Genomic DNA, 25,318 nt, shown 5'->3' with positions numbered 1-25,318 from the left:
CCAATTTTTTAAAACATGCTTAATTACAGGATGTAGCAAAATTCTAAAACCTAGAAAAATTGTGATTTCGCAGGAAGTCTATTAAAATATTTACACAAAAATCTAAACTGATTTAAAAACATAATAAATATAACTTATATATAAATATAATAAAAATAAACCAATTATATTCTACATATTTCTATTTTTAGGCTGCCTGAAAATTATTTTTGGGTTTTTGCCAACATTTTCTCGTGTAATTGCTTAATTTTGACCAAATCGCGATCGTCCGAAAACATTTCCACGTCATTCACAACCGCCGTAGCATAATGAAATACGTCAAATTTTCTTTTTTCAAAATTTTTATTCACATTTTGCTGTGCTGCATCAAACGCATCAAAACGATACAAATTACTGGCTAAATCTGACACACTTTCTGTAATATCTAAAAACGGAAAAGCAGCTAAATTTTGCAAAAAATCATTGTATTTTTCATCATCTTGCCAATTTACATCGCGCAAAACTTCATAACGAACCAACTGGCTGCTAATCAGCGATGTATTATCTTGCATTAATTTTTGTTCTAATTCACGCAAAATACGTTCTCGCGTTTCTGGATTGTGATTGGGATTAACAATACAGCCTAACACATTGGTATCCAAAAAATAAATCGTCATTATTTAGTCTCCAATTTTGCCAATTCTTGCCGAACCAAAGAAAGCAAGGCTTGTTTTGCTTGTGTTTGGTCACTTTCCTGCACACGTTCAATTTTCAATTTATTCAAATCCACATCAAACGCCTCATTCAGCAAATCCACGAACGCCATATTATTTGGATAATCAATTAATTTTCCATACACAATGCCATCATCTTCACGTGCCAAACGATACGCCTCGCCCTGCTCCAACTGACTAATCACCAAAGACGAATGCGTGGTAATCAAAAACGTGGTATTCGGAAACAATTTCTTCAACAAAGGAATAATTTTAACCTGCCACTCATTGTGCAAATGGCTTTCTATCTCATCAATTAGCACCATGCCGCGCACACGGGCGATTTGCTGTTCATTGGTAAAATAGCTGTAACCCGCGATAATGGATTGCACCATTTTCAAAATGGACGTGAAACCACTTGATAATTCAGATAATTCACGTTTATCACCACTTACTTTGATGAACACGCGATTGTCGCCCGATATTTCCAAAAATTCGCTGTCAATGCATTCATCAATTTGATTTAAAATGGATAATAAAGTGTCCAATTCAATTTTACGGTTATCTGCTTTGGATTGATAGGGGTTGGCAGACTGGGCGCGTTGGATTATCCATTCTTCTAAATTGGTGTCCATATTCAGGCTTTTGAAATTTTCAGGCTGACTGAAAACGGAAAACAATTTTTCTAAATATTGTTCAGAACGTTGTCTGTAATTTCCTATTTTTTGAATACTATTTTCTACGCTATGAATATTGCCACGATTTTGTGTCGCAAGATAAATAAATGGGAATTGATGTAAATATTTTTCTAATTTCCAATTTTCTTTCCATACGTGCATAACAGCATAACCAGCACCAATACCGTCATTCACATCTCTTTTAAGATTTTGGGCTGATATTTCTATTTTTTTAAATGGAATTTCATCAAGACGAATAGCTTCATATGTTAATTGTTGATGAATCGTATCAGAAGTCAAAAACAAAACCGTAAACAAACACTCCAACAATTTTGTTTTACCCACCCCATTTGCGCCAATAAATGTGTAAACACGTTGATTAGGAACAAAATCAACTTGTATTATGCCAACGCCTTTTACGCCTTCAAAGCGAACCACGCCATTCAATAAATCTTTCATTTATATACCCATTTTACGTTCAATACATTTTTAGTCCTACACCAATTTATTGCTCCAAGCCAATCAAGGCAAACATCAATAAAATAGCAAGCATTAAAAAAATAACAATTTTCTTATTTTTATTTGGTTCAGTTTCTACGTTAATCAATTTAGTTTTCAATAATACAACAGTACCTATCACACAAAGTAAACACAAAGAACCCAAATACAAAAGCTCATTACTCATTTTCTCTTAATTCCTTGCGTTAATGTCGTCTATGTCATTGAAAATGTCGGATACAAGTATCCGACCTACACCCATTCCAGCAAGGTGGGTTCACACCCACCCTACCCCATTACTTAAACCACAAATTCCAGAAAAACGCCACAATCATCACCAACACACCAAACACCATCACAGCCGCGTAAGTGTAGATAAAGCCAGTTTGTGCTTTGCGAACTTGTGCGGCGATTGCGCCAACTGCTTTTGCCGAACCGTTCACGATGCCATTGTCAATAATCATGGTATCGCCCACTTTCCAGAAAAACTCGCCCAGTTTGCGACTGCCTTTGGCAAACACATTGAAATACAGTGTGTCCAAATAATATTTGTTGTCCAACAGCGTATAAATCGGTTTGCAGGCTGCCTGAATTTTCGCAGGTACAGACGGTGCTTTCACATACAAGAACCAAGCCGCCGCCACGCCAGCAATCGCCAAATACAACACAGGCGACACGAAACTATGCGTAACCATGCCAAAAATACCGTGAAACTCTTGCGCCATTTCGTGCATCACAGGGTGCGCTTCGTGGTTCACATAAATCACATCTTTAAAGAAATCGCCATACAACAATGGGTTAATGGTCAAAGCACCGATAATCACAGACGGAATCGCCAAGAAAATCAATGGGAATGTAACCACCCATGGGCTTTCGTGCGGATTGTCGTCTTTGCCCAAACCGTGATGATGTGCGTCATCGTGGTGTTCATCGTGATGATGTTCAATTTCGCGCCAACGCTCTTTGCCGTGAAACACGATAAAGTATTGACGGAACGCATAAAACGCCGTAACAAACACACTTGCCAGTACCGCAAAATACGCAAAGCCGCTACCAGTTAAATTGCTGGCGTGCACCGCTTCAATAATAGAATCTTTGGAATAAAAACCCGAAAACAACGGCGTACCAATCAGCGATAAATTACCAATCAACATGGTTGCCCAAGTAATCGGCATATATTTACGCAAATTGCCCATATTGCGCATATCTTGGTCGTGGTGCATACCGATAATTACCGAACCTGCCGCCAAGAATAACAAGGCTTTGAAAAACGCGTGTGTCATCACATGGAACATCGCAATAGAATAAGCCGACACGCCCAACGCAACCGTCATATAACCCAATTGAGACAATGTGGAATACGCAATCACGCGTTTGATATCGTTTTGAATCGTGCCTAAAAAACCCATAAACAATGCAGTAATCGCGCCAATAATCATGATAACCGACAGGGCAGTCGTACTCATTTCGTACATCGGCGACATACGCGAAACCATAAACAAACCAGCCGTAACCATGGTTGCCGCGTGGATTAACGCAGAAATCGGGGTCGGACCTTCCATAGAATCAGGCAGCCAAACGTGCAACGGAAATTGCGCCGATTTACCCATTGCGCCCACAAACAGCAGCAAACAAGTTACCGTAATCAAATCCGTACCCAAAAACGCCACGCCAGCCGCATTTGGCAAATACGCGAACACATCTTGATAACGCAAACTGCCGCCAAAATACGCCAACACCAAACCAATGCCGAGCAAGAAACCGAAGTCGCCAACGCGGTTTACCAAAAACGCTTTCAAATTCGCAAAAGTCGCGCTTGAACGTTTGAAATAAAAGCCAATCAATAAATAGGAAACCAAGCCCACCGCTTCCCAACCGAAAAATAGTTGAATGAAGTTATTGGACATAATCAGCATTAACATACTGAATGTGAACAGAGAAATATAGCTGAAAAAGCGTTGATAACCCACTTCTTCATCGTGCATATAACCGATGGTGTAGATGTGTACCATCAGCGATACGGACGTTACCACGACCATCATCATGGCGGTTAAGCTGTCCACAAGAAAGCCGACAGAAAAGTCCACGCCACCCATGGTAAGCCATGTGTATACGTTTTCGTCAAACTTGGCGCGGCTGCCCATAGCAAAGCCGTACAGCACATACGCCGACAACAGCGCGGAAATCGCCACGCCCGAAATAGTGGCACAATGTGCGCCGCGTCTGCCAATCTGGTTTCCAAACAAACCCGCCAGTAAGCAGCCCACCAAAGGCGTGAGTGCAATGATTAAATATAAAGTCATGTCGTTCATGGAAGTGAACCTTTTTAATTTAAAAACTTTTTCAGCTAATTTTTTTATTTGGGTTATTTGCTTTTCAGGCTGCCTGAAATTCAAAAATTATCGCGTTTTTCATTGATAATTTCTAATCTTCTGGTTACGGCAAATCCGAAAATCAAACCGCCAATTATCGCAAAATAAATATTCCAAAACATCATGCCAACCGCAAACAGGAAAAACACCACGCCCAACAATGTGCTGGCAATGATTTCATCGCGCGTAACTGTCAACGCAAACAGGCTCTGATACAGCCACGAACCGATTGCCGCGCTGCCACAAGTAGCCAATAAATACAGCAAACGTGTGCCATTCGTGGCGGTTAAAATATCGGTTTCGCTTAACATGATTTTGTCCTTTCAGGCTGCCTGAAAATCAACCTTTGAGCGTATCCAAATCCGCTACGTTAATCGTTTGTTTATTGCGGTACACCAGCACCATAATCGCCAAACCAATCGCGCTTTCCGCCGCCGCCACCGTCAGCACGAAAAACACGAAAATCTGCCCAGCAGTGTCGCCTAAATATTGCGAAAACGCGATAAAATTAAAATTTACCGCCAGCAACATCAATTCAATAGACATCAGCAAGACCAGCACGTTTTTGCGATTCATGTAAATGCCCATCGCGCTAATGCCAAATAACAAAGCCGCCAGCACCAAATAATGTGTAATCGTAATCATGCTTTACTCTCTTCCGTGTTTTCAGGCTGCGTTTGGGGTACTTGCACTGCTATTTCCATTTTCACCAAGCGCATACGACCTTCGGCAGCATTGACTTTCACTTGGTCAGCAGGGTCAATGCGTTTTGGATTAGTTGATTTGCGATGAACAAGCGCAATCGCGGCAACCATACCCAATACCAACAGCACCGCTGCCAATTCAAATTGCCACATATAAGTCGTGTACAACTGTATACCCAAATCACGCACATTGCTGTAATCAGCAGGAATATCTTTCATCAAACCAAATTGGTTGAGTGCAGTATCAGGCGCAACCAAAATCGCAATCAATGCTACCGCCATCAACACACCCACCACCATCGCTGCAGGTGCATGACGCCAGAAACCTTTACGCATTTCTTCTATGTCGATGTTGAGCATCATCACAACAAACAAGAACAGCACCATCACCGCACCCACATAAACCACCACCAGCGTAATGCCCAAAAATTCTGCTTGCATCAAAAGCCACATCATCGCCGACACGCAAAACGTCAGCACCAAATGCAACGTAGCGTGTACAGGATTTTTCGCCAACACAGTTTGCAACGCGCCATACAAAATAATCGCGGCAAATAAATAAAATAAAATCAGTTGGAAAGTCATAATTTACTTTCTATTTAATTGTTTATTCGTTTTCAGGCTGCCTGAAAAATTTTTTCCATTAAATCTGCACGACGGAAAGTCGCTGACAATTGTTGCAGCGAAATCGTAACCATATATGATTCACCATACAATTGAGATAGTGCGTGATCAATATCTTGTACAGCCATTTCAAAATAAGTTTCCATCTTTGCATCTAATGTTGCTTTAACTTCAGCAAAATTTCGATGATTCAACAGAATCAATTGTTCTCCTAATTGTTTTTCATCAGACAATTTTTGTGCCATTTGCATCGCCAAAAAACAAGAAGCATAACGCACGAATACTTTGTCTGTACTCAATAATTTTTTACGGCGTGCTTCTGTAAAGCGGTAAATCAATACCGCAATTACAGTTTGTGCAGCATTCAATTCTGCTGAAAAAACCACATCATAAAATTTACCAAAATGCTCTTTTGCATTGAATTTGGCTTGGTGCGGTTTTTTCAAAATAACAGACAAAATGGCTTCTGCCGCCATACCTGACGTGATATCGCCAGTACGGACATTGGCGGTACTGCGTTTACGATGATACACATAACCCAGTTCCTTTATGCCCGCCTCCAGATTTCGCTGTTTCTCATCATTGGCACGCAAATCTTTTAAATCAACAGGATTTTGGTTATTGGTCGCATGGGTAATTTTGCTGACATAATTTTCATATTGCTCATCAGGCAACTCATAAATTCGTACCAACACAGAAGCATTTTCAGAAACAGTTTCATGCTGTCTCATGTAATGATGTAAAGTCATCGATGTTTGACCGCCATTAACAATTTGCAAATCTTTGGTACGCACCAAAAAATCATTCTTTTGCAGAGCATTATAGCTAAAACTTTTACAAACCAATGTTAAACCATTATTATAATAATAAAAATTATCTGGTTCTTGATTTAATGTGGTATGAATATCAGTATTAACGCGATTACCCTGCAATCCCAAATAACGTCGAACATTGCGTTCTAATAAACGGTCGCCATGTTGCCCAATCAACTCCGCCACTTCACGAACCGCCATACGCCCAACAAACACTCGACTAAAATTCATGTCTTCCACAATCGCCGCGCCCAGCAACTGTAAATTTGCATCAACCTTTTTCGTACTGTTTAACAAGTCCAATAAGGTATCATGATTAACATGCTCCCACACAACTTGTTGACCAAATCCTGATAAATCAATCTGTTCCTGTGCAGCTTCATTCCACTTTAAACCATTATTCAAAGCAATCGCACGAATTTTTGGGATATTACCCTCACGAATAAAAGAACGAATTTCTTCCACTTTAGTACGCAAACGCTCATTAACAGCCCCCAACTGAGCATAAGGGTCAAACAAATAACGCAATGCATTTAGCATTTCCTTAATCCCACTTTCAGGGAAATTGCTGTCGCCCTTTAAATTATTTGTGTATTTTGCTTGAATAATAGTAATGGGTAACTCATGCTCTTCAGGTTCATTAACATAAATAGCATCAATACCAAAATCTTGCCCACCATCAACAAGACACTCTATCGTTTCATCTCTTTCCAAATCCAATAAGATTTTAGTTGAATAATACAAAAAAAGTGTAGACTTGAATTTATTTTCATCTGAACCTAAATTCAATTCATCACGCAACGCATTTTTAGTTTCATCATCTAAACCCAAAAATTGTTGCTCAATAATAGAGGCTTTAAAATTCATAAGACTAATTCCTTAAATTAATTTTCAGGCTGTCTGAAAATATCCATTAACGATAAGGTGCATCAGCCATTTTACGTTTAGCGATTTCGGCTTCGTATTTGTCGCCAATTGCCAGCAAAATCGGTTTAGTCATGTGCAAATCGCCGCGTTTTTCGCCGTGATACTCAAAAATATGTGTTTCCACAATCGCGTCAACGGGACATGCCTCTTCACAAAATCCGCAGAAAATACATTTTGTTAAGTCAATATCATAACGAGTTGTGCGGCGTGTACCATCTTCACGTTCTTCGCTTTCAATATTGATTGCCATCGCGGGGCATACCGCTTCGCATAATTTACAGGCAATACAGCGTTCTTCGCCATTGGGATAACGGCGTTGGGCGTGAAGTCCGCGAAAACGCACGGATTGGGGCGTTTTTTCTTCGGGGAAATAAATCGTGTCTTTACGCACGAAAAAGTTTTTGAGCGTTACGCCCATGCCTTTGACGAGTTCGCCCAACAAAAAGGTTTTAAAAAAGTTTGCCATATTTAATACACCCTATTCTATTTTGGTGTGGTTTCGTTGTTGATTTTTAATTTTAAAAACTGGTTTTCAGGCTGCCTGAAAACTATTCAGCCAATTTGTCTAATAAATCTAAACTCAAATCTAAACAGGAATAGACACCATTTATTGATTGTAAATATGTTTGGCTACAATAAATTTCGTCAGCAACAAATAAATACACATTGTGCTGTCTGATTGCCTTCACTTTATCTTTACTCAAATCTGTGCCAAGCGTGATTTCTATCATCACATCAATTTGCGACATCTGCGCCGTTTTAATAAATTGCTTGTACCTTTCGCGTAACGTCCGTTTAGCACTGATACCAAATGTTTTACCATTGTATTCAAAGAAAAAATCAAATTCGGTGGAACTGTCCGCCAAATCATGTTTTTTCTGAATATTGCTTGCAGGCAGCCCCAAACGGAGTAAAACTGATTTAATCCGACTTTCATAATCCGAACCACTATTACTGGTAATAGACTGATTCAAACTCTCATTAAAAACCAACATAAAAATCTGATTAGGTTCAATACCCTGCTCCAATAGGGTTTGCGCTTCTTGTACCAATTTATGAATAAAATCATCGGTCTGTTGCGATACAAATCCAGTTTGCAAACTCTCAAAAAATGCCAAACACAACAGAGAGCCGCTCACGCGTACTGAATAAGGATTAAAAACCGTAATTTTGTCGTATTCTAATGATAAAGGATTGAGTTCTTTTAATTTTTCTAAATTGCTGGCACGTTTAACTTTTGCTTCTTCCAACAATAAATCTTTAATTAAATACAATTTCAAGCTAAATAAAAATACCGACAAAATCAATTCACTGTCTATTTCTACAAAAATATCATTCAAAATATTACGCTTATTTTGATTGGTTTTATTGTTTGCAGGCAGCTTCTCCAAAATGGCAGCCTGAAAAACCTGAATATTTTGTAAACCTGAAAATAATTGGCTTTGCTCCAAAATATCATAAATTTGATTATCAGCAAATTTCGCTTTAATGATGTATTTTAAAAAGAAATAAAATTTTAAATTCACATCAATTTTTTCATCAGATAAATCAATTTTAGGCAATTTCATTTTGGAATAATCCCATATAAATTTCTTGCGCCAACGCCTTAATCACTGGAACGGCAACACTATTTCCAAATTGTTTATACGCCTGCACATCGCTAACAGGTATCACAAAATCAGATGGAAAACCTTGCAATAAACTGGCTTCTCGCGGCGTGAGTTTACGCGGATTTTTGCCATTTTGCTCAATTAAAATTTCTGAACCATCTTTGTAATAACGTGCGCTAATAGTACTGGTATAAGGCGATTGCGCGTTAAACAATGAGTAGCCAAAACCATTACCTTTCTCAATATGCTCTGCTTTTCGGCGTTGATGTCCAGCCCATAATTTGTCAGAAATCGTGTATTTTTCATCAACTTGATTTTGCAAAATATCACCTACTTGGCAATTTACCTTGGTGTTTTTCAACTTATCAAAATCCAAGTTAAAAGTCGGATTAAAATCATTTCGTATTGCCACAATATAAATGCGCTCACGATTTTGCGGTACACCAAAATTTTTCGCATTCAGCACATCAGCATAAACCCGATAACCCAATTGCTCCAAAGTTAATTTCACTGTCGCAAACGTGTTGCCTTTATCGTGATTTTTAAAACCTTTGACATTTTCCAAAAACAAAATTTTAGGTTTATGGTATTCCGCAATCCGTGCTACATCAAAAAATAACGTTCCACGCGTATCGGCAAAACCTTTTCGTAAACCTGCTACGCTAAACGCTTGGCATGGAAATCCTGCCAAAATAATATCGTGTGTCGGAACTTCATGCGCTTGAATTTGAGTAATGTCGCCGTATGGAATTTCATGATAATTTGCTGCGTAAGTTTGTCGCGCAAATTTATCAATTTCTGATGAAAATACAAATTCAATCCGCTCGCCAAATGCTTGCTGAAAGCCTGTCCGAATACCGCCCACACCTGCAAATAAATCAATCGCTTTTAATTTATGTGGAATATTCAGTGAACCCATTGGAGCAAAATCTAATTCAAGTTGTGCAGAACAAGATTGATACATTACTTTTCTATCCGCATTCTTTTTCAGGCTGCCTGAAATTATTTCCACAAGCTCAACGGCGAGACCATCCAAGCCGCCAATACCGCGATAGAAATAAAGCCAACAGGAATCAATACCTTCCAACCCAAACGCATGATTTGGTCATAGCGGTAACGTGGAAATGTCGCGCGAATCCATAAATAGCCGTATAACACAAACGCCATTTTTGCGAACATCCAAAACGCGCTTGGTGTGCCGATGATGCCCCAACTTTGTGGGAATGGCGACAACCAACCGCCCAAGAACATAATTGCTGTCAACGCGCCAATCAAAATCATGAAAATGTATTCAGCAAGGAAAAACAGTGCAAACGCAAAACCTGAATATTCTACATGGTGTCCTGCCACGATTTCCGACTCACCCTCTGCCACGTCAAACGGTGCACGGTTCGTTTCCGCAACAGCAGAAATTAAATATACCAAAAATACAGGGAACAATGTCAACCAGTTCCACGAAAGAATTGAGCCACCTGCTATACCAGTTGCTTGCGCTGCCACAATATCTTTAAAATTCAGGCTGCCTGAAACCATAATCACGCATACCAATGCCGCACTCATCGCAATTTCATACGAAATCGTTTGTGCCGAAGCACGCATCGCACCCAACATCGCATATTTTGAGTTAGATGCCCAACCTGCAATAATCACACCATAAACTGACAAAGATGTAATCATCAAAATATACAATAAGCCTGCATCAATATTGGTCAAAACCCATTCTTCGTTAAATGGAATCACTGCCCACGCCGCAAATGATGGTGCCAGCGACAACATAGGTCCAATATAAAACAACCATTTATTAGATGAACTTGGGCGTGTTACTTCTTTGAACAGCAGTTTTAATACATCTGCAAACGGCTGAATCAAGCCCCAAGGACCAACCACATTCGGTCCCACACGTAATTGCATAAAACCGATAACTTTGCGTTCAAAATAAGTTAAATAAGCCACCGTTAAAATTAATGGGGCTAAAATCAGCACAATTTTCACAATAATGGACACGATTAAACCAATAATTGCGCCCATTTCGCCCAAGCCTAAAGTTGTGGCAAATAAGGTTTGAAACCATTCTTGCATGATTATGCCCTCGTTAACTCAATGCTATTCATCAAACCGCCCAACGCCGCATTCTCAGGGTGCAGGGGCAAGTAAACCACATTTTCAGCCAAACCCATATCCGCACGAACGGTTACCAATTCAGCTGCACCATTTTGTTTTGCAAACACTTGTTCGCCATCTTGTAAACCAAATACTTTCAAAGTGTTGGGATTTAAATGTGCTTCAGGTGTGGCAGCATGGCTGGTTTGTTGTAATGAAGTTGCACGGCGTACAATCGGGTCGGTATGATAAATACCCACGCCCCCCACGCGAATCAATTTATCGCCTTGTGGTTGTACACTGATTGCAGTTAAGATACTGTCATTGCTCAATTTTTCAGGCAGCGTGCTAACAGAAATCGCATCTGCTAAAACTTGCTCGCTGGTTTCATAATCAAAACCTTCAACATTCAAGACATTACCCAAAACACGCAAAATTTTCCACAATGGTCGCGCTTCGCCCAACGCCTTCACCACACCATGAAATGACTGCAAACGCCCTTCCATATTGATGAAGCTGCCTGAAGTTTCGGTAAATGGCACAATCGGCAACAACACATCACACACTTCCAATAAATTCGGATTTTCATAAGCCGTAAATGCCATCACGCTGCCAGCCTGTCTTAAAGCATTCACAACTCGCGCACCACCCAGCACGTCTAATTCAGGTTCAACATTCAGTAATAAAACGGCTTTTTTGGGTTGCTCAATCATTTGGTTGATTGCCATTTGATTGATGCCCACCACGTCCGCACCCACACTATTGGCAGCTTGTGGCAATACGCCCAAAGTCGCACCAGTGGCATTGGCTAATTTTTGTGCCGCCACATAAATCCCTGCAAAATCTGGGTGATTCTGTACATCAGCACCCAAAATAATGGCAGCGGTAGCAGCATTTTTCAGGCTGCCTGAAATCGTATAATCATGATGTTCAGCCAAATTATTCAAATAATTAGCCCATTCATTTGGGTGTAACACATCTTGTGTCAACAAAGGCATATGCAATACTTCTTTACACGCCGCCACGACACTTAATGCCATACCATTTTTCGCCGCACGGCGCAAACGTGCCGTAAGCAAGGGCTGCTCTTTGCGCAGATTCGCACCCACTACCAACACCGCTTCACACGCAGCTAATTGCTCAATGGATTGACCCAACCATTGCGCTCCCTTCAGGCTGCCTGAAAGCCGACCATCACTTTCACGCAAACGCGCAGTTGTGGCTTTGATACCCAAACCATCGGCTAATTTTTTCGCCAAATACAATTCTTCTACGGTATTCATTGGGTTTGCCCAAATCGCGATTTGGTCTTTACCCTCTTCTTTACCGATACATTCTAATGTGTGGCGGACGTATTCCAAAGCGGTGGTCCAATCCACTTCTTGCCACTCACCGCCGTGTTTGATTTTGGGTTTTTGCAAACGGCTTTCGTGATACAAACCTTCGTAGGCGAATCGGTCGCGGTCAGAAATCCAGCATTCATTGATGCTTTCATTTTCCAATGGCAACACACGGCGTACGGTGTGGTCTTTGGTTTGAACAATCAGGTTAGAACCCAAAGAATCGTGCGCAGAAATTGATTTACGGCGCGACAATTCCCACGAACGCGCGTCATATCGAAATGGTTTACTGGTTAAAGCACCCACAGGACACAAATCAATCACATTACCTGATAATTCGGTTTCCACCACTTTACCGATAAACGGCATAATTTCAGAAAATTCACCACGGTTTGCCATCCCGATTTCCTGCTCGCCCGCGATTTCTTCAGTAAAACGCACGCAACGCGTACAATGAATACAGCGACTCATTTCCTCTGCTGAAATCAACGCCCCCATATCTTTACCGACTACTGCACGTTTTTCTTCTTCATAACGGCTGGCGGATTTACCGTAGCCCACCGCCAAATCTTGCAACTGACACTCTCCGCCTTGGTCGCAAATCGGGCAATCCAATGGGTGATTAATCAGCAGAAATTCCATCACGCCTTCTTGCGCCTGTTTGGCTTTTGCCGAATGCGTGTGTACCACCATGCCATCGGTTACGGGTGTCGCACACGCAGGCAAAGGTTTAGGGGCTTTTTCTACTTCCACCAAGCACATACGGCAGTTGGCAGCAATAGAGAGTTTTTTGTGATAACAGAAATGGGGGATATACGTTCCCAATTCATGTGCCGCCTCCATTACGGTTGCGCCTTGATTCACTTCAATTTGTTTACCATCAATTTGGATTTGTAACATGGTTCTTCCTAGTTACGATTTTGTATTTAAAAAATTTTTCAAGGGTTTCAGGCTGCCTGAAATTAATTATTCGTGGGGTAAACCCAACCATTTAAGCGGAATTTCATTAAACAAATAATGACAATTCATTGCATGAATATAATCCAACGTGTCCTTGTATTCAGGCTTCCGAAACCAATCGTTCAATACATAAACATATTCCACGCGCCAATTTAAATCACGCACCAATTTGCTGTATTGTTTACGTTTAAAATCACATGTTTGCAATTTTTCATCAACCGAACCAAGTACTTGCTGAAATTTAATTTCAATAATGAATAAAGTATCGCGCACAATCACAAACAATGCATTATCAGGTTCTAGGCGTTTAGATAAATATTTCTTCCAATCAATACAATACGACTCCTGTTCCAAAAAACGATACAGTTCACGCTTTTTAAAACAATACGCCAACAAATCACCCTTAAACCAAATTTCGTAACCCGTTTTATTACTCGATTGTTTTAATTCATAACCATCAATTTGTTCAAATAATTGTTTAATGTCCGTTCGCTGCTCAAAACGTAAACCTGTTTGTGTACGACCACCACCTGTCCCACCTTTAATCATAAAACTACTCCAAGACAAATTCTCACTCATGCCAACGCGCCAACAATTCACCTACTTTTACACGGCTACTGCCTTTTGCAGCAATGTTTCGTTGTACTTCAAGCGCTTCAATATAAGCATTTCGGTAAAGTTCACGTGTAGCAGCCGTATCATGATTAGACAAAACCACGCCTCTACATTTTTGTGCTGCCTGTTCAACACATTGCAACAAACTAACTTGGTCTTGCCAAGTAAATCCACCTTGTGAATAAGCCGTAAATGACGCTGTTTCATTAAGTGGCACATACGGTGGATCGCAATAAACGGCATCATCAAACTGTACCAAATCTAATGCTGCCTGAAAATCGCCGCACATCAATGTGATGCGATCAGATTTTTCGATGTAGCCGCGCATTTCATCAGCAGGAAAATATGGCGATTTATAACGCCCAAACGGTACATTAAACCCACCTTTGCTGTTGTAACGACATAAACCGTTAAACGCATGACGGTTCAAATACATAAACAAAGCGGCTTTTTCTACACAATTTTCAGTGTGATTAAAACATTCACGCCATTCATAAAACCGTGTTTCCTGATTATTTTCAGGTGTGAAAAACGATTGCGCATAATCAATGAATTCTTGTTTTTCTTCTTTTAATATGGAATACACATTAATTAAATCTGCATTGGCGTCATTCAATAAATACGTGTCAAATTCTAATGCCAATGATACTGCTGCCGACCCTGCAAACGGCTCAACTAACCGCTTTGCCTGTGGGAGTTGATGACTGATATTTGCAACAAGTTTCGCTTTTCCACCTGCCCATTTTAAAAAGGGTTTACTCATCAATTCTCCTCATGTCAGGCAGCCTGAAAATTACCAGCCACCCCATTGATGCGGTTTCATCGGCTTGCCATGCTCAATATAGTGTTCAAATTCTTCGCGGAAATGCTTGGTAAAACTGCGAACAGGGAATACCGCCGCATCTGCCAATGCACAAATCGTACGTCCTGCCATATTGTTACCTACGCTATCTAGCAAATCCAAATCTTCGGGGCGACCTTTGCCCATCGCAATGCGATGCACGATACGATACAGCCAGCCTGTACCCTCACGACACGGCGTACATTGACCACACGACTCTTCGTGATAGAAATAGCTCAAACGCTCCAATGCTTTGACCATGCACACATCTTCGTCCATCACAATCACTGCGCCCGAACCCAGCATAGAACCTGCTTTCGCAATGCTGTCGTAATCCATATTGCACGACATCATAATATCGGCTGGCAACACAGGCGCAGACGAACCACCAGGTATAACCGCTTTCAATTTCTTGCCACCGCGCACACCGCCAGCCATTGCCAGCAATTCCGAAAATGGCGTACCCAACGCAACTTCATAATTACCTGGGCGTTCAACGTGTCCCGAAATAGAAAATAATTTCGTACCGCCCGCGCTTTCAATGCCTTTATCGGCAAAGGTTTTGCCGCCATCGCGGATAATAAACGGCACAGACGCAAACGTTTCCGTGTTGTTAATCGTTGTCGGCTTGCCGTATAAACCAAAAGAAGCAGGGAATGGCGGTTTAAAACGTGGCTGACCTTTTTTGCCCTCCAACGATTCCAATAAAGCCGTTTCTTCGCCGCAAATGTACGCGCCATAGCCATGGTGCGCGAATAATTCAAATGAAAATTCGCTACCCATAATATTTTTACCTAAAAAGCCAGCATCACGCGCTTCTTGCAAGGCTTTTTCAAACAATTGAAAACCTTCAAAAATTTCGCCGTGAATATAGTTGTAACCAGCTTCCGCGCCCATAGCGTAGCCCGCGATAATCATGCCCTCAATCAAGGCATGCGGATTGAACATAATGATGTCGCGGTCTTTGAATGTCCCTGGTTCGCCCTCGTCCGTGTTGCAGACAACGTATTTTGCACCAGGGAATGAACGCGGCATAAAGCTCCATTTCAAACCTGTTGGGAAACCTGCGCCACCGCGTCCGCGCAAACCAGACGCTTTCATTTCGTCAATGACATCGGTTTGGGGGATTTTTTCGGTTAAAATTTTGCGCAACGCTTGATAACCGCCACGCACCTGATATTCAGCGAGTGTCCAACAATTTGGGTTACGGGTATCTACGTTTTCAAAAATTACGCCTGCTTGGTAAATTGCCATTTTGGTTTGCCTAACTGTTTTTTTTAAGTTTTCAGGCAGCCTGAAAGGATTTGCCGCCTTGGTTTAAAGTGTTGTCTTTAAAATTTTTGGAGTAGTATTTTTTAAATTTTCAGGTAGCCTGAAAATATAGTTTTTCAAATTATCAACGCATTGACCTTGGAATATATACAGTCAATTTTCCATCAATCGGATGAACAGTTATTTTCTTATCTTCAATAAGACGCTGAATAGCTTTATAAATTTTATTCTTATCTAATGGCTCTTGCCTAACTCTAGCAAGAATTTCATCGGCAACTTGTTCTGCATTTAATTCAGACTTCCTTGCCAATTGGCGTTGTTGTAAAACATGATGAACCATATCCATAATTTCATATAGTTCTGATGCAGTCATTCTCACCATAATTTTTCCAATTTAACTTTAATTTAACTTTTAGGCTACCTGAAAAACACGTTACACCCACTCTAAAGAAAATTATTGATATATTCACGTTTTTAAACAACCTGAAAATTCAATCACTCCAATTCCGCCAATTTTTTATCAATCGCGGCTGCGTCCATAAAACTACACATTTTGTGATTATTCAACAGCATAACAGGCGCATCACCACACGCACCCATGCATTCGCCCTCTACCAGCGTGAATTTACCGTCAGGAGTAGTTTCGCCGTAGCCAATGCCCAGTTTTTCTTTCAGGTATTCGCCAGCGTCCACACCGCCACGCAAGGCACACGGCAAATTAGTACAAACCGTCAATTTGTATTTGCCCACAGGCTGCAAGTCATACATATTGTAAAAAGTTGCTACTTCATAGGCAGCAATTGCAGGAATGCCCACATATTGCGCCACAAATTCAATGGTTTCTGCAGCTAAATAGCCTTTTTCTACTTGCGCAATACGCAACGCGCCCATAATCGCACTACGGCGCTGGTCGGCAGGGTATTTTGCTAATTCAATATCAATTTCTTTTAATGATTGTGCGGATAACATTTTGTAATCCTAAATAAAATAATGGTTTGTTTAGTTTTCAGGCTGCCTGAAAAATCGTTTTGCCTATTTTTAACGCCAACCTGCTTTTTTCCGTGCAAAATAACGCATAATCCAAGGCAAAGCTAAAAGCGGTAATGCTAAACCTATCCAAATCAGTGGGTTACTATCGCCAGCTTTGAATTTAGTTTGAATAAAATGATACAAACCGACAATCATGGCTAAATAAGCATACGTTCTTATCACTTGCGGAAAATACAACGGTAATTCTTCGTACTCCGTCAAAGTTGAATGTCCCATTGCCACTTCTTCTGAATATTGCCCATGAATTCGTGCGCTATAAAAGGGAATAATGGGAATGTGTAAAATCGTAAACCAATAAGTTGCAATATACGAACCATCTTCTTCTTGACAGCATTCGCCAACAAATTGCGTTCCAATACCATTAAATGTACTCATTTTTATACATTCTCGTTTTCAGGCTGCCTGAAAAATAAAAATTATCTGTCCACTTCGCCAAATACAATATCTTGTGTACCGATAATCGCCACCACGTCCGCCAACATATGACCACGCGCCATTTCGTCCATGCCTTGCAAATGCGCGAACCCAGGGGCGCGAATTTTCAGGCGATACGGTTTGTTTGCGCCATCGGAAATCATGTAAATGCCAAATTCGCCTTTCGGGTGTTCTACTGCGGTGTAGGTTTCGCCTTCGGGAACGTGCATACCTTCGGTAAACAATTTGAAATGATGAATTAAATCTTCCATACCGATTTTCATGTCGGTGCGTTTGGGTGGTGCGACTTTGTGATTTTCCACAATAACAGGCAAATTCGGATTGGCACGTAACCAGTCTGCACATTGTTTGATGATGCGAACCGATTGTCGCATTTCTGCCATGCGACACAGATAACGGTCATAGCAATCGCCGTTCACGCCTACTGGAATATCAAAATCAATTTGGTCATACACTTCATACGGTTGTTTTTTGCGAATGTCCCATTCCACGCCCGAACCACGTAACATCACACCCGTAAAACCTTTTTGCAAAGCGCGTTCTGGCGATACCACACCAATGCCTACGGTACGTTGTTTCCAAATGCGGTTGTCCGTCAGCAGCGTTTCCAGCGTATCAATATTTTTCGGGAAACGCTCACAGAATGCATCAATAAAATCCAACATCGTGCCTTCACGGCTCGCGTTCAATTCTTTCAATACTTTGGCGTTGCGGTATTTGCTGCTTTCGTATTTCGGCATAAAATCGGGCAAATCGCGGTATACGCCACCTGGACGGAAATACGCAGCGTGCATACGCGCCCCCGATACCGCTTCATACAAATCCATCAATTCTTCGCGGTCGCGGAAAGCATACAAAATCGCGGTCATCGCGCCAATGTCCAGTGCGTGCGAACCCACGCCCATCAAGTGATTCAAAATGCGTGTTACTTCGGCAAACATGGTGCGAATATATTTGGCGCGAATCGGCACTTCAATACCCACCAATTTTTCAATCGCCATGCAATACGCTTGCTCGTTAACCATCATGGAAACGTAGTCCAACCTGTCCATATATGGCAAAGCTTGCAGATAAGTTTTTGTTTCAGCTAACTTTTCCGTACCACGATGCAATAAGCCAATATGTGGGTCGGCACGGACAATGGTTTCGCCTTCCAACTCCAAAATCATACGCAATACGCCGTGTGCGGCTGGGTGCTGCGGCCCGAAGTTAATCGTGTAATTTCTTAATTTAGCCACCGTAGTTCTCCTCGCGCACAACACGCGGTGTAATTTCGCGCGGTTCAATGGTTACAGGTTGATAAATCACGCGTTTCTCGGTTTCGTCATAACGCATCTCCACGTAACCCGAAACAGGAAAATCTTTGCGGAACGGGTGTCCGACAAAACCATAATCCGTCAAAATACGGCGCAAATCAGGATGTTCATTGAAAATAATTCCATACATATCAAAGGCTTCACGCTCATACCAATCCGCGCTGTTGTAGATATTGACTACTGATGGCACAAGCGGCAAATCATCGTCTTGCGCCCACACACGCACACGCACGCGCTGGTTATGTTTCACGGAAACCAGTTGGCTGACAGCAGCAAAACGCTTGCCTTGCCACTTCTCATTCTTATAAGTGCTGTAATCCACACCGCACAAATCCACTATGCTTTCAAAGTGTAAGTCTTCGTGGTCGCGCAAGGTGGTCATGATGTCTAAATAGTGTTCAGGCTGGCATTCAATGGTAACTTCATCAAATGCCAACAGGATTTTGCTGGCTTTTTTGCCCAAAATTTCGGTGCAGGCTGCCTGTAAATCAATAACGTGCATAACACGCTCCTAGTTTGTTTTTTTGTTTCGGTTTCAGGCATTTCAGGCTGCCTGAAAAGTCGTTTTCAAACAAATATTATTTTTTCTGTTTTGCCAATGTGCAAATCGCATGAACCATAGGAATATCACGGCTGGTTTCGTGCGACATCTCTAAATATTCTTGGTAATCGTCCCCGTTGAGTTCCAATGAATAGTTTTCAGCCGCTGGTTCATACACTTTTAATGGTTGATTTTTATCATTAAAAGCCAAAGATTTTATTAACAAGCCTTGTATAAATTGATATTTATCACAACGCGCATAAGTCATGCGACGATAATAACTAATGCCTTCTTCTTGATATACAGGGTCGTCTTGAACTTCGGTAACGATGGCATATAAATGCTCTTTCGGATTAACCAATTCAAAAGTATCAGGATAAATCATCTCTTTGCCGCCAGTACCTGCAAGCATAGGATCAGAATCTACCGCTTGTGGCTTGCCTAATTCTTTGCTGTTGAGCAATTTTGCAACAATAGGGTCAGCGCGTTCAGCCGAACTGATTTCCGCCAACGCCAAAGAACTAGCAAACAACATTGGCAACAAACACATTGTTTTTAAATTCATTTTATGATTATCCTTAATTTTTAAAGTTTTCAGGCTGCCTGAAAGATTAGTGTCGCGCAATCGTACAAGTGCGCTTAATTTTGCCTTGCAACTGAATTAAGCCATACAACAACGCTTCGGCAGTTGGCGGACAACCAGGTACATACACATCCACAGGCACAACACGGTCAGCACCGCGCACCACCGAATACGAATAGTGATAATAACCGCCGCCATTAGCGCAGGTTCCCATAGACAGCACCCAACGCGGTTCTGCCATTTGGTCGTACACACGGCGCAAAGCGGGAGCCATTTTATTGGTCAACGTGCCTGCCACAATCATCAAATCAGATTGGCGCGGCGATGGGCGGAAAATAATACCAAAACGGTCAAGGTCGTATCGCGCCATGCCTGCGTGCATCATTTCGACTGCACAACACGCCAAACCAAAGGTTACAGGCCACAATGAGCCTGTACGAACATAATTCAAAACGGTATCCGCACTGGCGGTTACAAAACCTTTATTTAAAACGCCTTCTATTCCCATTCCAGCGCACCTTTTTTCCATTCGTAAATAAAGCCCACCGTCAAAACCACGATGAACACCAGCATAGACCAAAACGCATAAGCCCCTGTTTGAGCCATTAAATCTTTATACACCACTGCCCACGGAATCATAAACGCCACTTCCAAATCAAACAAAATAAACAAAATAGCGACCAAATAATAACGCACGTCAAATTTCATCCGCGCATTTTCAAAAGCTTCAAAACCGCATTCAAATGGCGTGTCTTTTTCAGCGTAGTGGCGTTTAGGACCCAAAATCGTGCCCAACAGGATGAATACAATGCCTGCAATCAAGCCAACAATGGCGAAAATCAGCACAGGAAAGTAGTTTGCCAACATGACTAACACCTATATTTCATTCAAGTAAATTTGTGTAATGGTCAATTTTAACCAATTTTTGATAATTTTGCTTGCTTATTTTAGAAAAAATGATGAATACTTTGAATGAATTATTGAGAAATATTCTTATTATATCTCAATAGGAGAGATTGATTTTTTGTTTTCTTATTATTTTTATTTAAAAAATTTTTATTGCACCGATTTTATTGTAAATAAATCTCACTAAGTAAAAACAAGTTTGCATTGTTATAAAATAACTTCATCATCAATAAAAAAGACAACCTAAAAAACATCTTAAGTGCTTTTCAGGCTGCCTGTTATTTTGGGCAATGATTAAATTGCCATCAAATCTTCTTCTTTACTTGCCAACATTTTGTCAATTTCAGCGATGAATTTGTCGGTCAATTTTTGTACCGCTTCTTCACCACGACGCGCATCATCTTCAGAAATTTCTTTATCTTTCAATAATTTTTTGATATGGTCATTGGCATCACGGCGCACATTGCGAACGGACACGCGTCCATCTTCGGCTTCACCACGCACCACTTTAATCAAATCTTTGCGGCGTTCTTCCGTCAGCATGGGCATGGGTACACGAATTAAATCACCCACCGAAGACGGATTCAAACCCAAATTAGAATCGCGAATCGCTTTTTCAATTTTGCTCGCCATATTGCTTTCAAACGGTTTCACACCAATGGTACGCGCATCAATCAACGTTAAGCTCGCCGCTTGACCCACAGGCACCATATTGCCCCAATACTCCACCTCCACTTGGTCAAGCAAACCCGTATGAGCGCGACCAGTACGCACTTTCGCCAAATTTTCACCCAACACTTCCACAGAACGTTGCATTTTGTTTTCGGTTGATTTTTGAATATCACTAATCATATGAATTATCTCGTTAAATAATTTTCAGGCTGCCTGAAAAACAATCAAAATACAAATGGTAACGTGATTGTGTGGTGGCGACAAGTATTTATTGTGAATTTAAAAAAATATTCAGGCAGCCTGAAAGTTCCACGTGTGCAGCAAATATATTTCACAACACATTTTTTAGACCACTTGATGATTCTACAAAACAAAAAATGGCTTGAACCGAAATTCAAACCATTTAATAAACTTGGCGGAGGCTGTGAGATTCGAACTCACGGAGGGCTACAAACCCTCGACGGTTTTCAAGACCGTTGCATTAAACCGCTCTGCCAAACCTCCGTCTTAAGGAAGTGCGAACTATACCTGAGTTTGTTTTTTTTGACAATCATTTTATGATTTTTTTTGAATCAAATTTATATTATTTTGTTTTGTATGAAAACTTTTTTCAGAAAACCTAAAAATTTAACACTTGTTTTTTTTCAGGTTGCCTTAATATCCTACCCATGAACCATTAAACCTGAAAAGGAAAATCACATGAGATACGAAAAACTCACCACTAAATTTCAACAAATTTTAGGCGATGCACAAAGTTTGGCTCTGACCAAAGACAACGCTTACATTGATAATTTACACATTCTGCAAACCATGCTCGCAGACACCACCAATGGCATGGGCGCATTGCTCGTAAAAGCTGGGGGCAATTTGGCGCAAATCAAACGCGATGTTCAGGCTGCCGTTGATGCCTTGCCCAAAGTATCGGGACAAGGCGGAAACATTACGCTCAATCGCGAAACCGATAGTACTTTGAATTTAATGGATAAAACCGCAATGAAACGTGGCGATGCCTACATTGCCAGCGAATTATTTTTAACCAGTTTATTAGAAGAAAATCACGTTGCCAGCAAAATTTTAAAAGACAATGGCGTGAACAAAAACCAATTAACGGAGGCAATTATGGCATTAAACAACGGTCAAACCATTGACAGCCAAGACGCGGAAGACCAACGCGAAGCCCTAAAAAAATACACCACCGATTTAACCGAACGCGCACGCAACGGCAAACTTGACCCTGTGATTGGGCGTGATGACGAAATTCGCCGCGCCATTCAAGTGCTGCAACGCCGTACCAAAAACAACCCTGTATTAATTGGCGAACCAGGTGTCGGCAAAACCGCGATTGTAGAAGGCTTGGCGCAACGTATTGTCAACGGCGAAGTACCTGAATCTTTGCGTGGTAAACGCTTGTTGGTGCTGGATTTGGCGGCGTTGATTGCAGGCGCAAAATTCCGTGGCGAATTTGAAGAACGCCTGAAAGCCGTATTAAATGATTTGGCAAAAGATGATGGCAACAGCCTGATTTTTATTGATGAAATTCATACGCTGGTCGGCGCAGGCAAAACCGATGGCGCAATGGATGCAGGCAATATGCTCAAACCCGCTTTGGCACGTGGGGAATTGCATTGCATTGGCGCAACCACATTGGACGAATATCGCCAATACATTGAAAAAGATGCCGCACTAGAACGCCGTTTCCAAAAAGTGTTGGTGGACGAACCAAGCGTAGAAGCAACCATCGCTATTTTGCGCGGCTTGCAAGAACGCTACGAAATCCATCATGGCGTAGACATTACCGACCCTGCAATTGTGGCAGCAGCAGAATTGTCTAACCGCTATATTACCGACCGTTTCTTGCCTGATAAAGCCATTGATTTGATTGATGAAGCCGCAAGTCGCATCAAAATGGAATTGGATTCCAAACCCGAACAAATGGATAAACTGGATCGCCGCATCATTCAATTACAAATGGAAAAAATGCACGTTGCCAAAGAAACCGATGATGCCAGCAAAAAACGTTTGGCATTGATTGACGAAGAAATCGCCAGTTTGCAAAAAGAATATGCCGATTTGGACGAAATTTGGAAAGCAGAAAAAGCCGCATCTTCCAGTTCGGCTGACATCAAAAAACAAATTGATGATTTAAAACTGAAAATTGAACAAGCCAAACGTGCAGGCGATTATGCCAAAGCCTCTGAATTAGAATACGGACAATTGCCTAACTTAACGCAACAATTGCAAGCCGCCGACGTTTCAGGCAGCCTGAAAACCAATAAATTATTCCGCACCCAAGTGGGCGCGGAAGAAATCGCCGAAATCGTATCGCGTATGACGGGTATTCCTGTATCAAAAATGATGGAAGGCGAACGCGATAAATTGTTGAAAATGGAAGAAGTTTTACATAAGCGCGTCATTGGACAAGATGAAGCCGTGCGTGCAGTGGCAGATGCCATTCGCCGCAGCCGTTCTGGTTTAGCTGACCCGAATAAACCATATGGCAGTTTCTTATTTTTGGGCCCAACAGGCGTGGGTAAAACCGAATTGTGCAAAACGTTGGCAAGTTTCTTGTTTGATAGCGAAGACCACTTAATCCGTATTGATATGTCCGAATACATGGAAAAACACAGCATTGCACGTTTGATTGGTGCGCCTCCGGGATATGTGGGCTACGAAGAAGGCGGTTATCTCACTGAACAAGTCCGCCGCAAACCATACAGCGTGATTTTGTTGGACGAAGTGGAAAAAGCACACCCTGATGTGTTCAATATTTTGTTGCAAGTGTTGGACGATGGTCGTTTGACGGACGGTCAAGGGCGTACAGTGGATTTCAAAAATACCGTCATTGTGATGACTTCCAATATCGGTAGCCAAAATATTCAAAATATGGGTGATACTTCGGATTATGACGCTGTAAAAGCAGCAGTCATGGAAGACGTGAAAGCGTATTTCCGTCCCGAATTGATTAACCGTATTGATGAAGTGGTGGTATTCCACGGCTTGAATCAAGCAAATATTCGCAACATCGCGCAAATCCAATTAGGCAGCCTGAAACGCCGTTTAGCTGCACAAAATCTGCGTTTGGAAGTGTCGGACGCGGCATTGGATTTGATTGCGGAATCTGGCTTTGACCCAATTTACGGTGCGCGTCCTTTGAAACGTGCCATTCAAGCGGAAATTGAAAATCCGTTGGCAAAAGCGTTGCTTAATGGGCAATATGCGCCAGAAAGTACCATTCGCATTGATGCACAGGGCGAACATTTGATTTTTGCTTGATTATTGATTTAATTGAATAAAAGGCAGCCTGAAAATCATTAATGGTTTTCAGGCTACTTTTGATGATAAGTAATGCTTACTTCAACACTTCTAATTGTTTGACTTCAATCTCAACCGTTTTATTAAAATGATTTTGATCTACTTCACCATATAGACGAACGGTATTTTTAGGACTAACACTTTGCCCACGCCATACATCTGAATTAATTTCCACTTTAATCGAGCCTGTTGCATCTTCAAAGAAATATTCTTCGGTGTTTGGCGTTCCTGCACGACCAGTAATACGACCTTCTAAAACTACATGAGTATCATCAGCCAAACGGCGCGCACGCTCCACTGTTGTAATATTTTCATTTTTCAGTGAAGTACTGCTTGGCGTATCCACAAATTCCGCTTGTGCGCCTAATGCCCCCACACTCAACAAGACTGCAAGTAAATATTTGGCTTTCAACATACATGATTCCTTTCAATAAAAGGTTAGGAAAGAAAATCATTCTA

General features: G+C 41.3%; 27 protein-coding genes and 1 tRNA gene. 1 reads left to right on the top strand and 27 read right to left on the bottom strand.

Features of this window, described 5'->3' with window-relative positions; all coding sequences use genetic code 11:
* Window positions 1-203 precede the first annotated feature (203 nt).
* From BWP33_RS00380 to BWP33_RS00255, 26 genes are all read right to left on the bottom strand, one after another.
* Window positions 204-656 carry a type II toxin-antitoxin system VapC family toxin gene (locus BWP33_RS00380; RefSeq protein WP_002642658.1) on the bottom strand — a complete coding sequence of 151 codons (453 nt, stop codon included), beginning with the start codon at window positions 654-656 and terminating at the stop codon, window positions 204-206.
* The gene (locus BWP33_RS00375) at window positions 656-1,828 is read right to left on the bottom strand and encodes an AAA family ATPase (RefSeq protein ID WP_002642659.1); all 1,173 of its coding nucleotides are present in this window, start codon (window positions 1,826-1,828) and stop codon (window positions 656-658) included. The genes BWP33_RS00380 and BWP33_RS00375 overlap by 1 nt, the downstream gene beginning before the upstream one ends.
* Window positions 1,829-1,874: 46 nt before the next feature.
* The gene (locus BWP33_RS00370; protein WP_002642660.1) at window positions 1,875-2,054 is read right to left on the bottom strand and encodes a hypothetical protein; all 180 of its coding nucleotides are present in this window, start codon (window positions 2,052-2,054) and stop codon (window positions 1,875-1,877) included.
* Between the two features lie 109 nt (window positions 2,055-2,163).
* Window positions 2,164-4,179: an NADH-quinone oxidoreductase subunit L gene (gene nuoL / locus BWP33_RS00365; RefSeq protein WP_002642661.1), complete on the bottom strand. Its 2,016-nt coding sequence runs from the start codon at window positions 4,177-4,179 to the stop codon at window positions 2,164-2,166.
* 80 nt (window positions 4,180-4,259) lie between these two features.
* The gene (locus BWP33_RS00360; RefSeq protein ID WP_002642662.1) at window positions 4,260-4,550 is read right to left on the bottom strand and encodes a hypothetical protein; all 291 of its coding nucleotides are present in this window, start codon (window positions 4,548-4,550) and stop codon (window positions 4,260-4,262) included.
* 28 nt (window positions 4,551-4,578) lie between these two features.
* On the bottom strand, window positions 4,579-4,884 hold the full coding sequence (gene nuoK, locus BWP33_RS00355; RefSeq protein ID WP_002642663.1) for an NADH-quinone oxidoreductase subunit NuoK: 306 nt from the start codon (window positions 4,882-4,884) through the stop codon (window positions 4,579-4,581).
* Window positions 4,881-5,528, bottom strand: coding sequence for an NADH-quinone oxidoreductase subunit J (locus BWP33_RS00350; protein ID WP_002642664.1), 648 nt, complete (start codon window positions 5,526-5,528; stop codon window positions 4,881-4,883). Before BWP33_RS00350 ends, nuoK begins: the two co-directional genes overlap by 4 nt.
* Window positions 5,529-5,560: 32 nt before the next feature.
* Window positions 5,561-7,246 (bottom strand): AIPR family protein, encoded by a 1,686-nt coding sequence (locus tag BWP33_RS00345; protein WP_002642665.1) that lies wholly within the window; start codon window positions 7,244-7,246, stop codon window positions 5,561-5,563.
* A gap of 46 nt (window positions 7,247-7,292) precedes the next feature.
* A complete protein-coding gene (nuoI, locus tag BWP33_RS00340; protein ID WP_002642666.1) occupies window positions 7,293-7,772 on the bottom strand; it encodes an NADH-quinone oxidoreductase subunit NuoI in 480 nt (159 codons plus the stop codon).
* Window positions 7,773-7,854: 82 nt separating this feature from the next.
* On the bottom strand, window positions 7,855-8,874 hold the full coding sequence (locus BWP33_RS00335) for a PDDEXK family nuclease (RefSeq protein ID WP_002642667.1): 1,020 nt from the start codon (window positions 8,872-8,874) through the stop codon (window positions 7,855-7,857).
* Window positions 8,861-9,835, bottom strand: coding sequence for a DNA cytosine methyltransferase (locus BWP33_RS00330; RefSeq protein WP_040629339.1), 975 nt, complete (start codon window positions 9,833-9,835; stop codon window positions 8,861-8,863). Before BWP33_RS00330 ends, BWP33_RS00335 begins: the two co-directional genes overlap by 14 nt.
* 83 nt (window positions 9,836-9,918) lie before the next feature.
* Window positions 9,919-10,995 (bottom strand): NADH-quinone oxidoreductase subunit NuoH, encoded by a 1,077-nt coding sequence (nuoH, locus tag BWP33_RS00325; protein WP_002642669.1) that lies wholly within the window; start codon window positions 10,993-10,995, stop codon window positions 9,919-9,921.
* 2 nt (window positions 10,996-10,997) lie between these two features.
* The gene (nuoG, locus tag BWP33_RS00320; RefSeq protein WP_002642670.1) at window positions 10,998-13,256 is read right to left on the bottom strand and encodes an NADH-quinone oxidoreductase subunit NuoG; all 2,259 of its coding nucleotides are present in this window, start codon (window positions 13,254-13,256) and stop codon (window positions 10,998-11,000) included.
* 66 nt (window positions 13,257-13,322) lie between these two features.
* Window positions 13,323-13,865, bottom strand: a complete 543-nt coding sequence (locus BWP33_RS00315; protein WP_002642671.1) for a hypothetical protein — start codon at window positions 13,863-13,865, stop codon at window positions 13,323-13,325.
* Window positions 13,866-13,887: 22 nt separating this feature from the next.
* Window positions 13,888-14,697 (bottom strand): DNA adenine methylase, encoded by an 810-nt coding sequence (locus BWP33_RS00310; protein WP_211206394.1) that lies wholly within the window; start codon window positions 14,695-14,697, stop codon window positions 13,888-13,890.
* Between the two features lie 27 nt (window positions 14,698-14,724).
* Complete coding sequence (nuoF, locus tag BWP33_RS00305) at window positions 14,725-16,026, bottom strand: NADH-quinone oxidoreductase subunit NuoF (protein WP_002642673.1); 1,302 nt, start codon at window positions 16,024-16,026, stop codon at window positions 14,725-14,727.
* Between the two features lie 142 nt (window positions 16,027-16,168).
* Complete coding sequence (locus BWP33_RS00300) at window positions 16,169-16,417, bottom strand: hypothetical protein (protein WP_158666803.1); 249 nt, start codon at window positions 16,415-16,417, stop codon at window positions 16,169-16,171.
* 122 nt (window positions 16,418-16,539) lie between these two features.
* Window positions 16,540-17,013: an NADH-quinone oxidoreductase subunit NuoE gene (nuoE, locus tag BWP33_RS00295; protein WP_002642675.1), complete on the bottom strand. Its 474-nt coding sequence runs from the start codon at window positions 17,011-17,013 to the stop codon at window positions 16,540-16,542.
* 69 nt (window positions 17,014-17,082) lie between these two features.
* Complete coding sequence (locus tag BWP33_RS00290) at window positions 17,083-17,469, bottom strand: hypothetical protein (protein WP_002642676.1); 387 nt, start codon at window positions 17,467-17,469, stop codon at window positions 17,083-17,085.
* 41 nt (window positions 17,470-17,510) lie between these two features.
* A complete protein-coding gene (nuoD, locus tag BWP33_RS00285) occupies window positions 17,511-18,767 on the bottom strand; it encodes an NADH dehydrogenase (quinone) subunit D (RefSeq protein WP_002642677.1) in 1,257 nt (418 codons plus the stop codon).
* Window positions 18,760-19,347: an NADH-quinone oxidoreductase subunit C gene (locus BWP33_RS00280; RefSeq protein WP_002642678.1), complete on the bottom strand. Its 588-nt coding sequence runs from the start codon at window positions 19,345-19,347 to the stop codon at window positions 18,760-18,762. Before BWP33_RS00280 ends, nuoD begins: the two co-directional genes overlap by 8 nt.
* A gap of 76 nt (window positions 19,348-19,423) precedes the next feature.
* Complete coding sequence (locus tag BWP33_RS00275; RefSeq protein ID WP_002642679.1) at window positions 19,424-19,951, bottom strand: hypothetical protein; 528 nt, start codon at window positions 19,949-19,951, stop codon at window positions 19,424-19,426.
* Between the two features lie 46 nt (window positions 19,952-19,997).
* Window positions 19,998-20,477: a NuoB/complex I 20 kDa subunit family protein gene (locus BWP33_RS00270; RefSeq protein WP_002642680.1), complete on the bottom strand. Its 480-nt coding sequence runs from the start codon at window positions 20,475-20,477 to the stop codon at window positions 19,998-20,000.
* Entirely contained in the window at window positions 20,468-20,836 is a 369-nt protein-coding gene (gene ndhC, locus BWP33_RS00265) for an NADH-quinone oxidoreductase subunit A (protein ID WP_002642681.1), read from the bottom strand. The genes BWP33_RS00270 and ndhC overlap by 10 nt, the downstream gene beginning before the upstream one ends.
* A gap of 333 nt (window positions 20,837-21,169) precedes the next feature.
* Window positions 21,170-21,727 carry a ribosome recycling factor gene (gene frr, locus BWP33_RS00260; protein WP_002642682.1) on the bottom strand — a complete coding sequence of 186 codons (558 nt, stop codon included), beginning with the start codon at window positions 21,725-21,727 and terminating at the stop codon, window positions 21,170-21,172.
* Window positions 21,728-21,960: 233 nt separating this feature from the next.
* Window positions 21,961-22,051, bottom strand: a tRNA-Ser gene (locus BWP33_RS00255).
* Window positions 22,052-22,246: 195 nt separating this feature from the next.
* Here BWP33_RS00255 and clpB point away from each other — a divergent pair.
* A complete protein-coding gene (clpB, locus tag BWP33_RS00250; protein ID WP_002642683.1) occupies window positions 22,247-24,820 on the top strand; it encodes an ATP-dependent chaperone ClpB in 2,574 nt (857 codons plus the stop codon).
* A gap of 76 nt (window positions 24,821-24,896) precedes the next feature.
* On the opposite strand, the gene BWP33_RS00245 is transcribed toward clpB, so the two are convergent.
* Entirely contained in the window at window positions 24,897-25,274 is a 378-nt protein-coding gene (locus BWP33_RS00245) for a YgiW/YdeI family stress tolerance OB fold protein (RefSeq protein WP_002642684.1), read from the bottom strand.
* Window positions 25,275-25,318: the final 44 nt, after the last annotated feature.

Origin of the sequence: Simonsiella muelleri ATCC 29453 (assembly GCF_002951835.1) — a bacterium.
GTDB classification, from domain to species: domain Bacteria; phylum Pseudomonadota; class Gammaproteobacteria; order Burkholderiales; family Neisseriaceae; genus Simonsiella; species Simonsiella muelleri.
This window is presented reverse-complemented; position numbering and strand designations above follow the sequence as displayed.

Excerpts from the sequence above, each read along its gene's own strand:
- frr (WP_002642682.1), bottom strand. The coding sequence starts at position 21,727 with ATGATTAGTGATATTCAAAAATCAACCGAAAACAAAATGCAACGTTCT.
- BWP33_RS00280 (WP_002642678.1), bottom strand. The coding sequence starts at position 19,347 with ATGCACGTTATTGATTTACAGGCAGCCTGCACCGAAATTTTGGGCAAA.
- BWP33_RS00335 (WP_002642667.1), bottom strand. The coding sequence starts at position 8,874 with ATGAAATTGCCTAAAATTGATTTATCTGATGAAAAAATTGATGTGAAT.
- BWP33_RS00375 (WP_002642659.1), bottom strand. The coding sequence starts at position 1,828 with ATGAAAGATTTATTGAATGGCGTGGTTCGCTTTGAAGGCGTAAAAGGC.
- BWP33_RS00360 (WP_002642662.1), bottom strand. The coding sequence starts at position 4,550 with ATGTTAAGCGAAACCGATATTTTAACCGCCACGAATGGCACACGTTTG.
- nuoG (WP_002642670.1), bottom strand. The coding sequence starts at position 13,256 with ATGTTACAAATCCAAATTGATGGTAAACAAATTGAAGTGAATCAAGGC.
- nuoF (WP_002642673.1), bottom strand. The coding sequence starts at position 16,026 with ATGGCAATTTACCAAGCAGGCGTAATTTTTGAAAACGTAGATACCCGT.
- nuoI (WP_002642666.1), bottom strand. The coding sequence starts at position 7,772 with ATGGCAAACTTTTTTAAAACCTTTTTGTTGGGCGAACTCGTCAAAGGC.
- BWP33_RS00315 (WP_002642671.1), bottom strand. The coding sequence starts at position 13,865 with ATGATTAAAGGTGGGACAGGTGGTGGTCGTACACAAACAGGTTTACGT.
- clpB (WP_002642683.1), top strand. The coding sequence starts at position 22,247 with ATGAGATACGAAAAACTCACCACTAAATTTCAACAAATTTTAGGCGAT.
- BWP33_RS00290 (WP_002642676.1), bottom strand. The coding sequence starts at position 17,469 with ATGAGTACATTTAATGGTATTGGAACGCAATTTGTTGGCGAATGCTGT.
- BWP33_RS00330 (WP_040629339.1), bottom strand. The coding sequence starts at position 9,835 with ATGGGTTCACTGAATATTCCACATAAATTAAAAGCGATTGATTTATTT.
- BWP33_RS00350 (WP_002642664.1), bottom strand. The coding sequence starts at position 5,528 with ATGACTTTCCAACTGATTTTATTTTATTTATTTGCCGCGATTATTTTG.
- BWP33_RS00275 (WP_002642679.1), bottom strand. The coding sequence starts at position 19,951 with ATGAATTTAAAAACAATGTGTTTGTTGCCAATGTTGTTTGCTAGTTCT.
- BWP33_RS00245 (WP_002642684.1), bottom strand. The coding sequence starts at position 25,274 with ATGTTGAAAGCCAAATATTTACTTGCAGTCTTGTTGAGTGTGGGGGCA.
- BWP33_RS00300 (WP_158666803.1), bottom strand. The coding sequence starts at position 16,417 with ATGACTGCATCAGAACTATATGAAATTATGGATATGGTTCATCATGTT.
- nuoL (WP_002642661.1), bottom strand. The coding sequence starts at position 4,179 with ATGAACGACATGACTTTATATTTAATCATTGCACTCACGCCTTTGGTG.
- nuoE (WP_002642675.1), bottom strand. The coding sequence starts at position 17,013 with ATGTTATCCGCACAATCATTAAAAGAAATTGATATTGAATTAGCAAAA.
- BWP33_RS00270 (WP_002642680.1), bottom strand. The coding sequence starts at position 20,477 with ATGGGAATAGAAGGCGTTTTAAATAAAGGTTTTGTAACCGCCAGTGCG.
- BWP33_RS00370 (WP_002642660.1), bottom strand. The coding sequence starts at position 2,054 with ATGAGTAATGAGCTTTTGTATTTGGGTTCTTTGTGTTTACTTTGTGTG.
- BWP33_RS00345 (WP_002642665.1), bottom strand. The coding sequence starts at position 7,246 with ATGAATTTTAAAGCCTCTATTATTGAGCAACAATTTTTGGGTTTAGAT.
- ndhC (WP_002642681.1), bottom strand. The coding sequence starts at position 20,836 with ATGTTGGCAAACTACTTTCCTGTGCTGATTTTCGCCATTGTTGGCTTG.
- nuoH (WP_002642669.1), bottom strand. The coding sequence starts at position 10,995 with ATGCAAGAATGGTTTCAAACCTTATTTGCCACAACTTTAGGCTTGGGC.
- BWP33_RS00380 (WP_002642658.1), bottom strand. The coding sequence starts at position 656 with ATGACGATTTATTTTTTGGATACCAATGTGTTAGGCTGTATTGTTAAT.
- nuoK (WP_002642663.1), bottom strand. The coding sequence starts at position 4,884 with ATGATTACGATTACACATTATTTGGTGCTGGCGGCTTTGTTATTTGGC.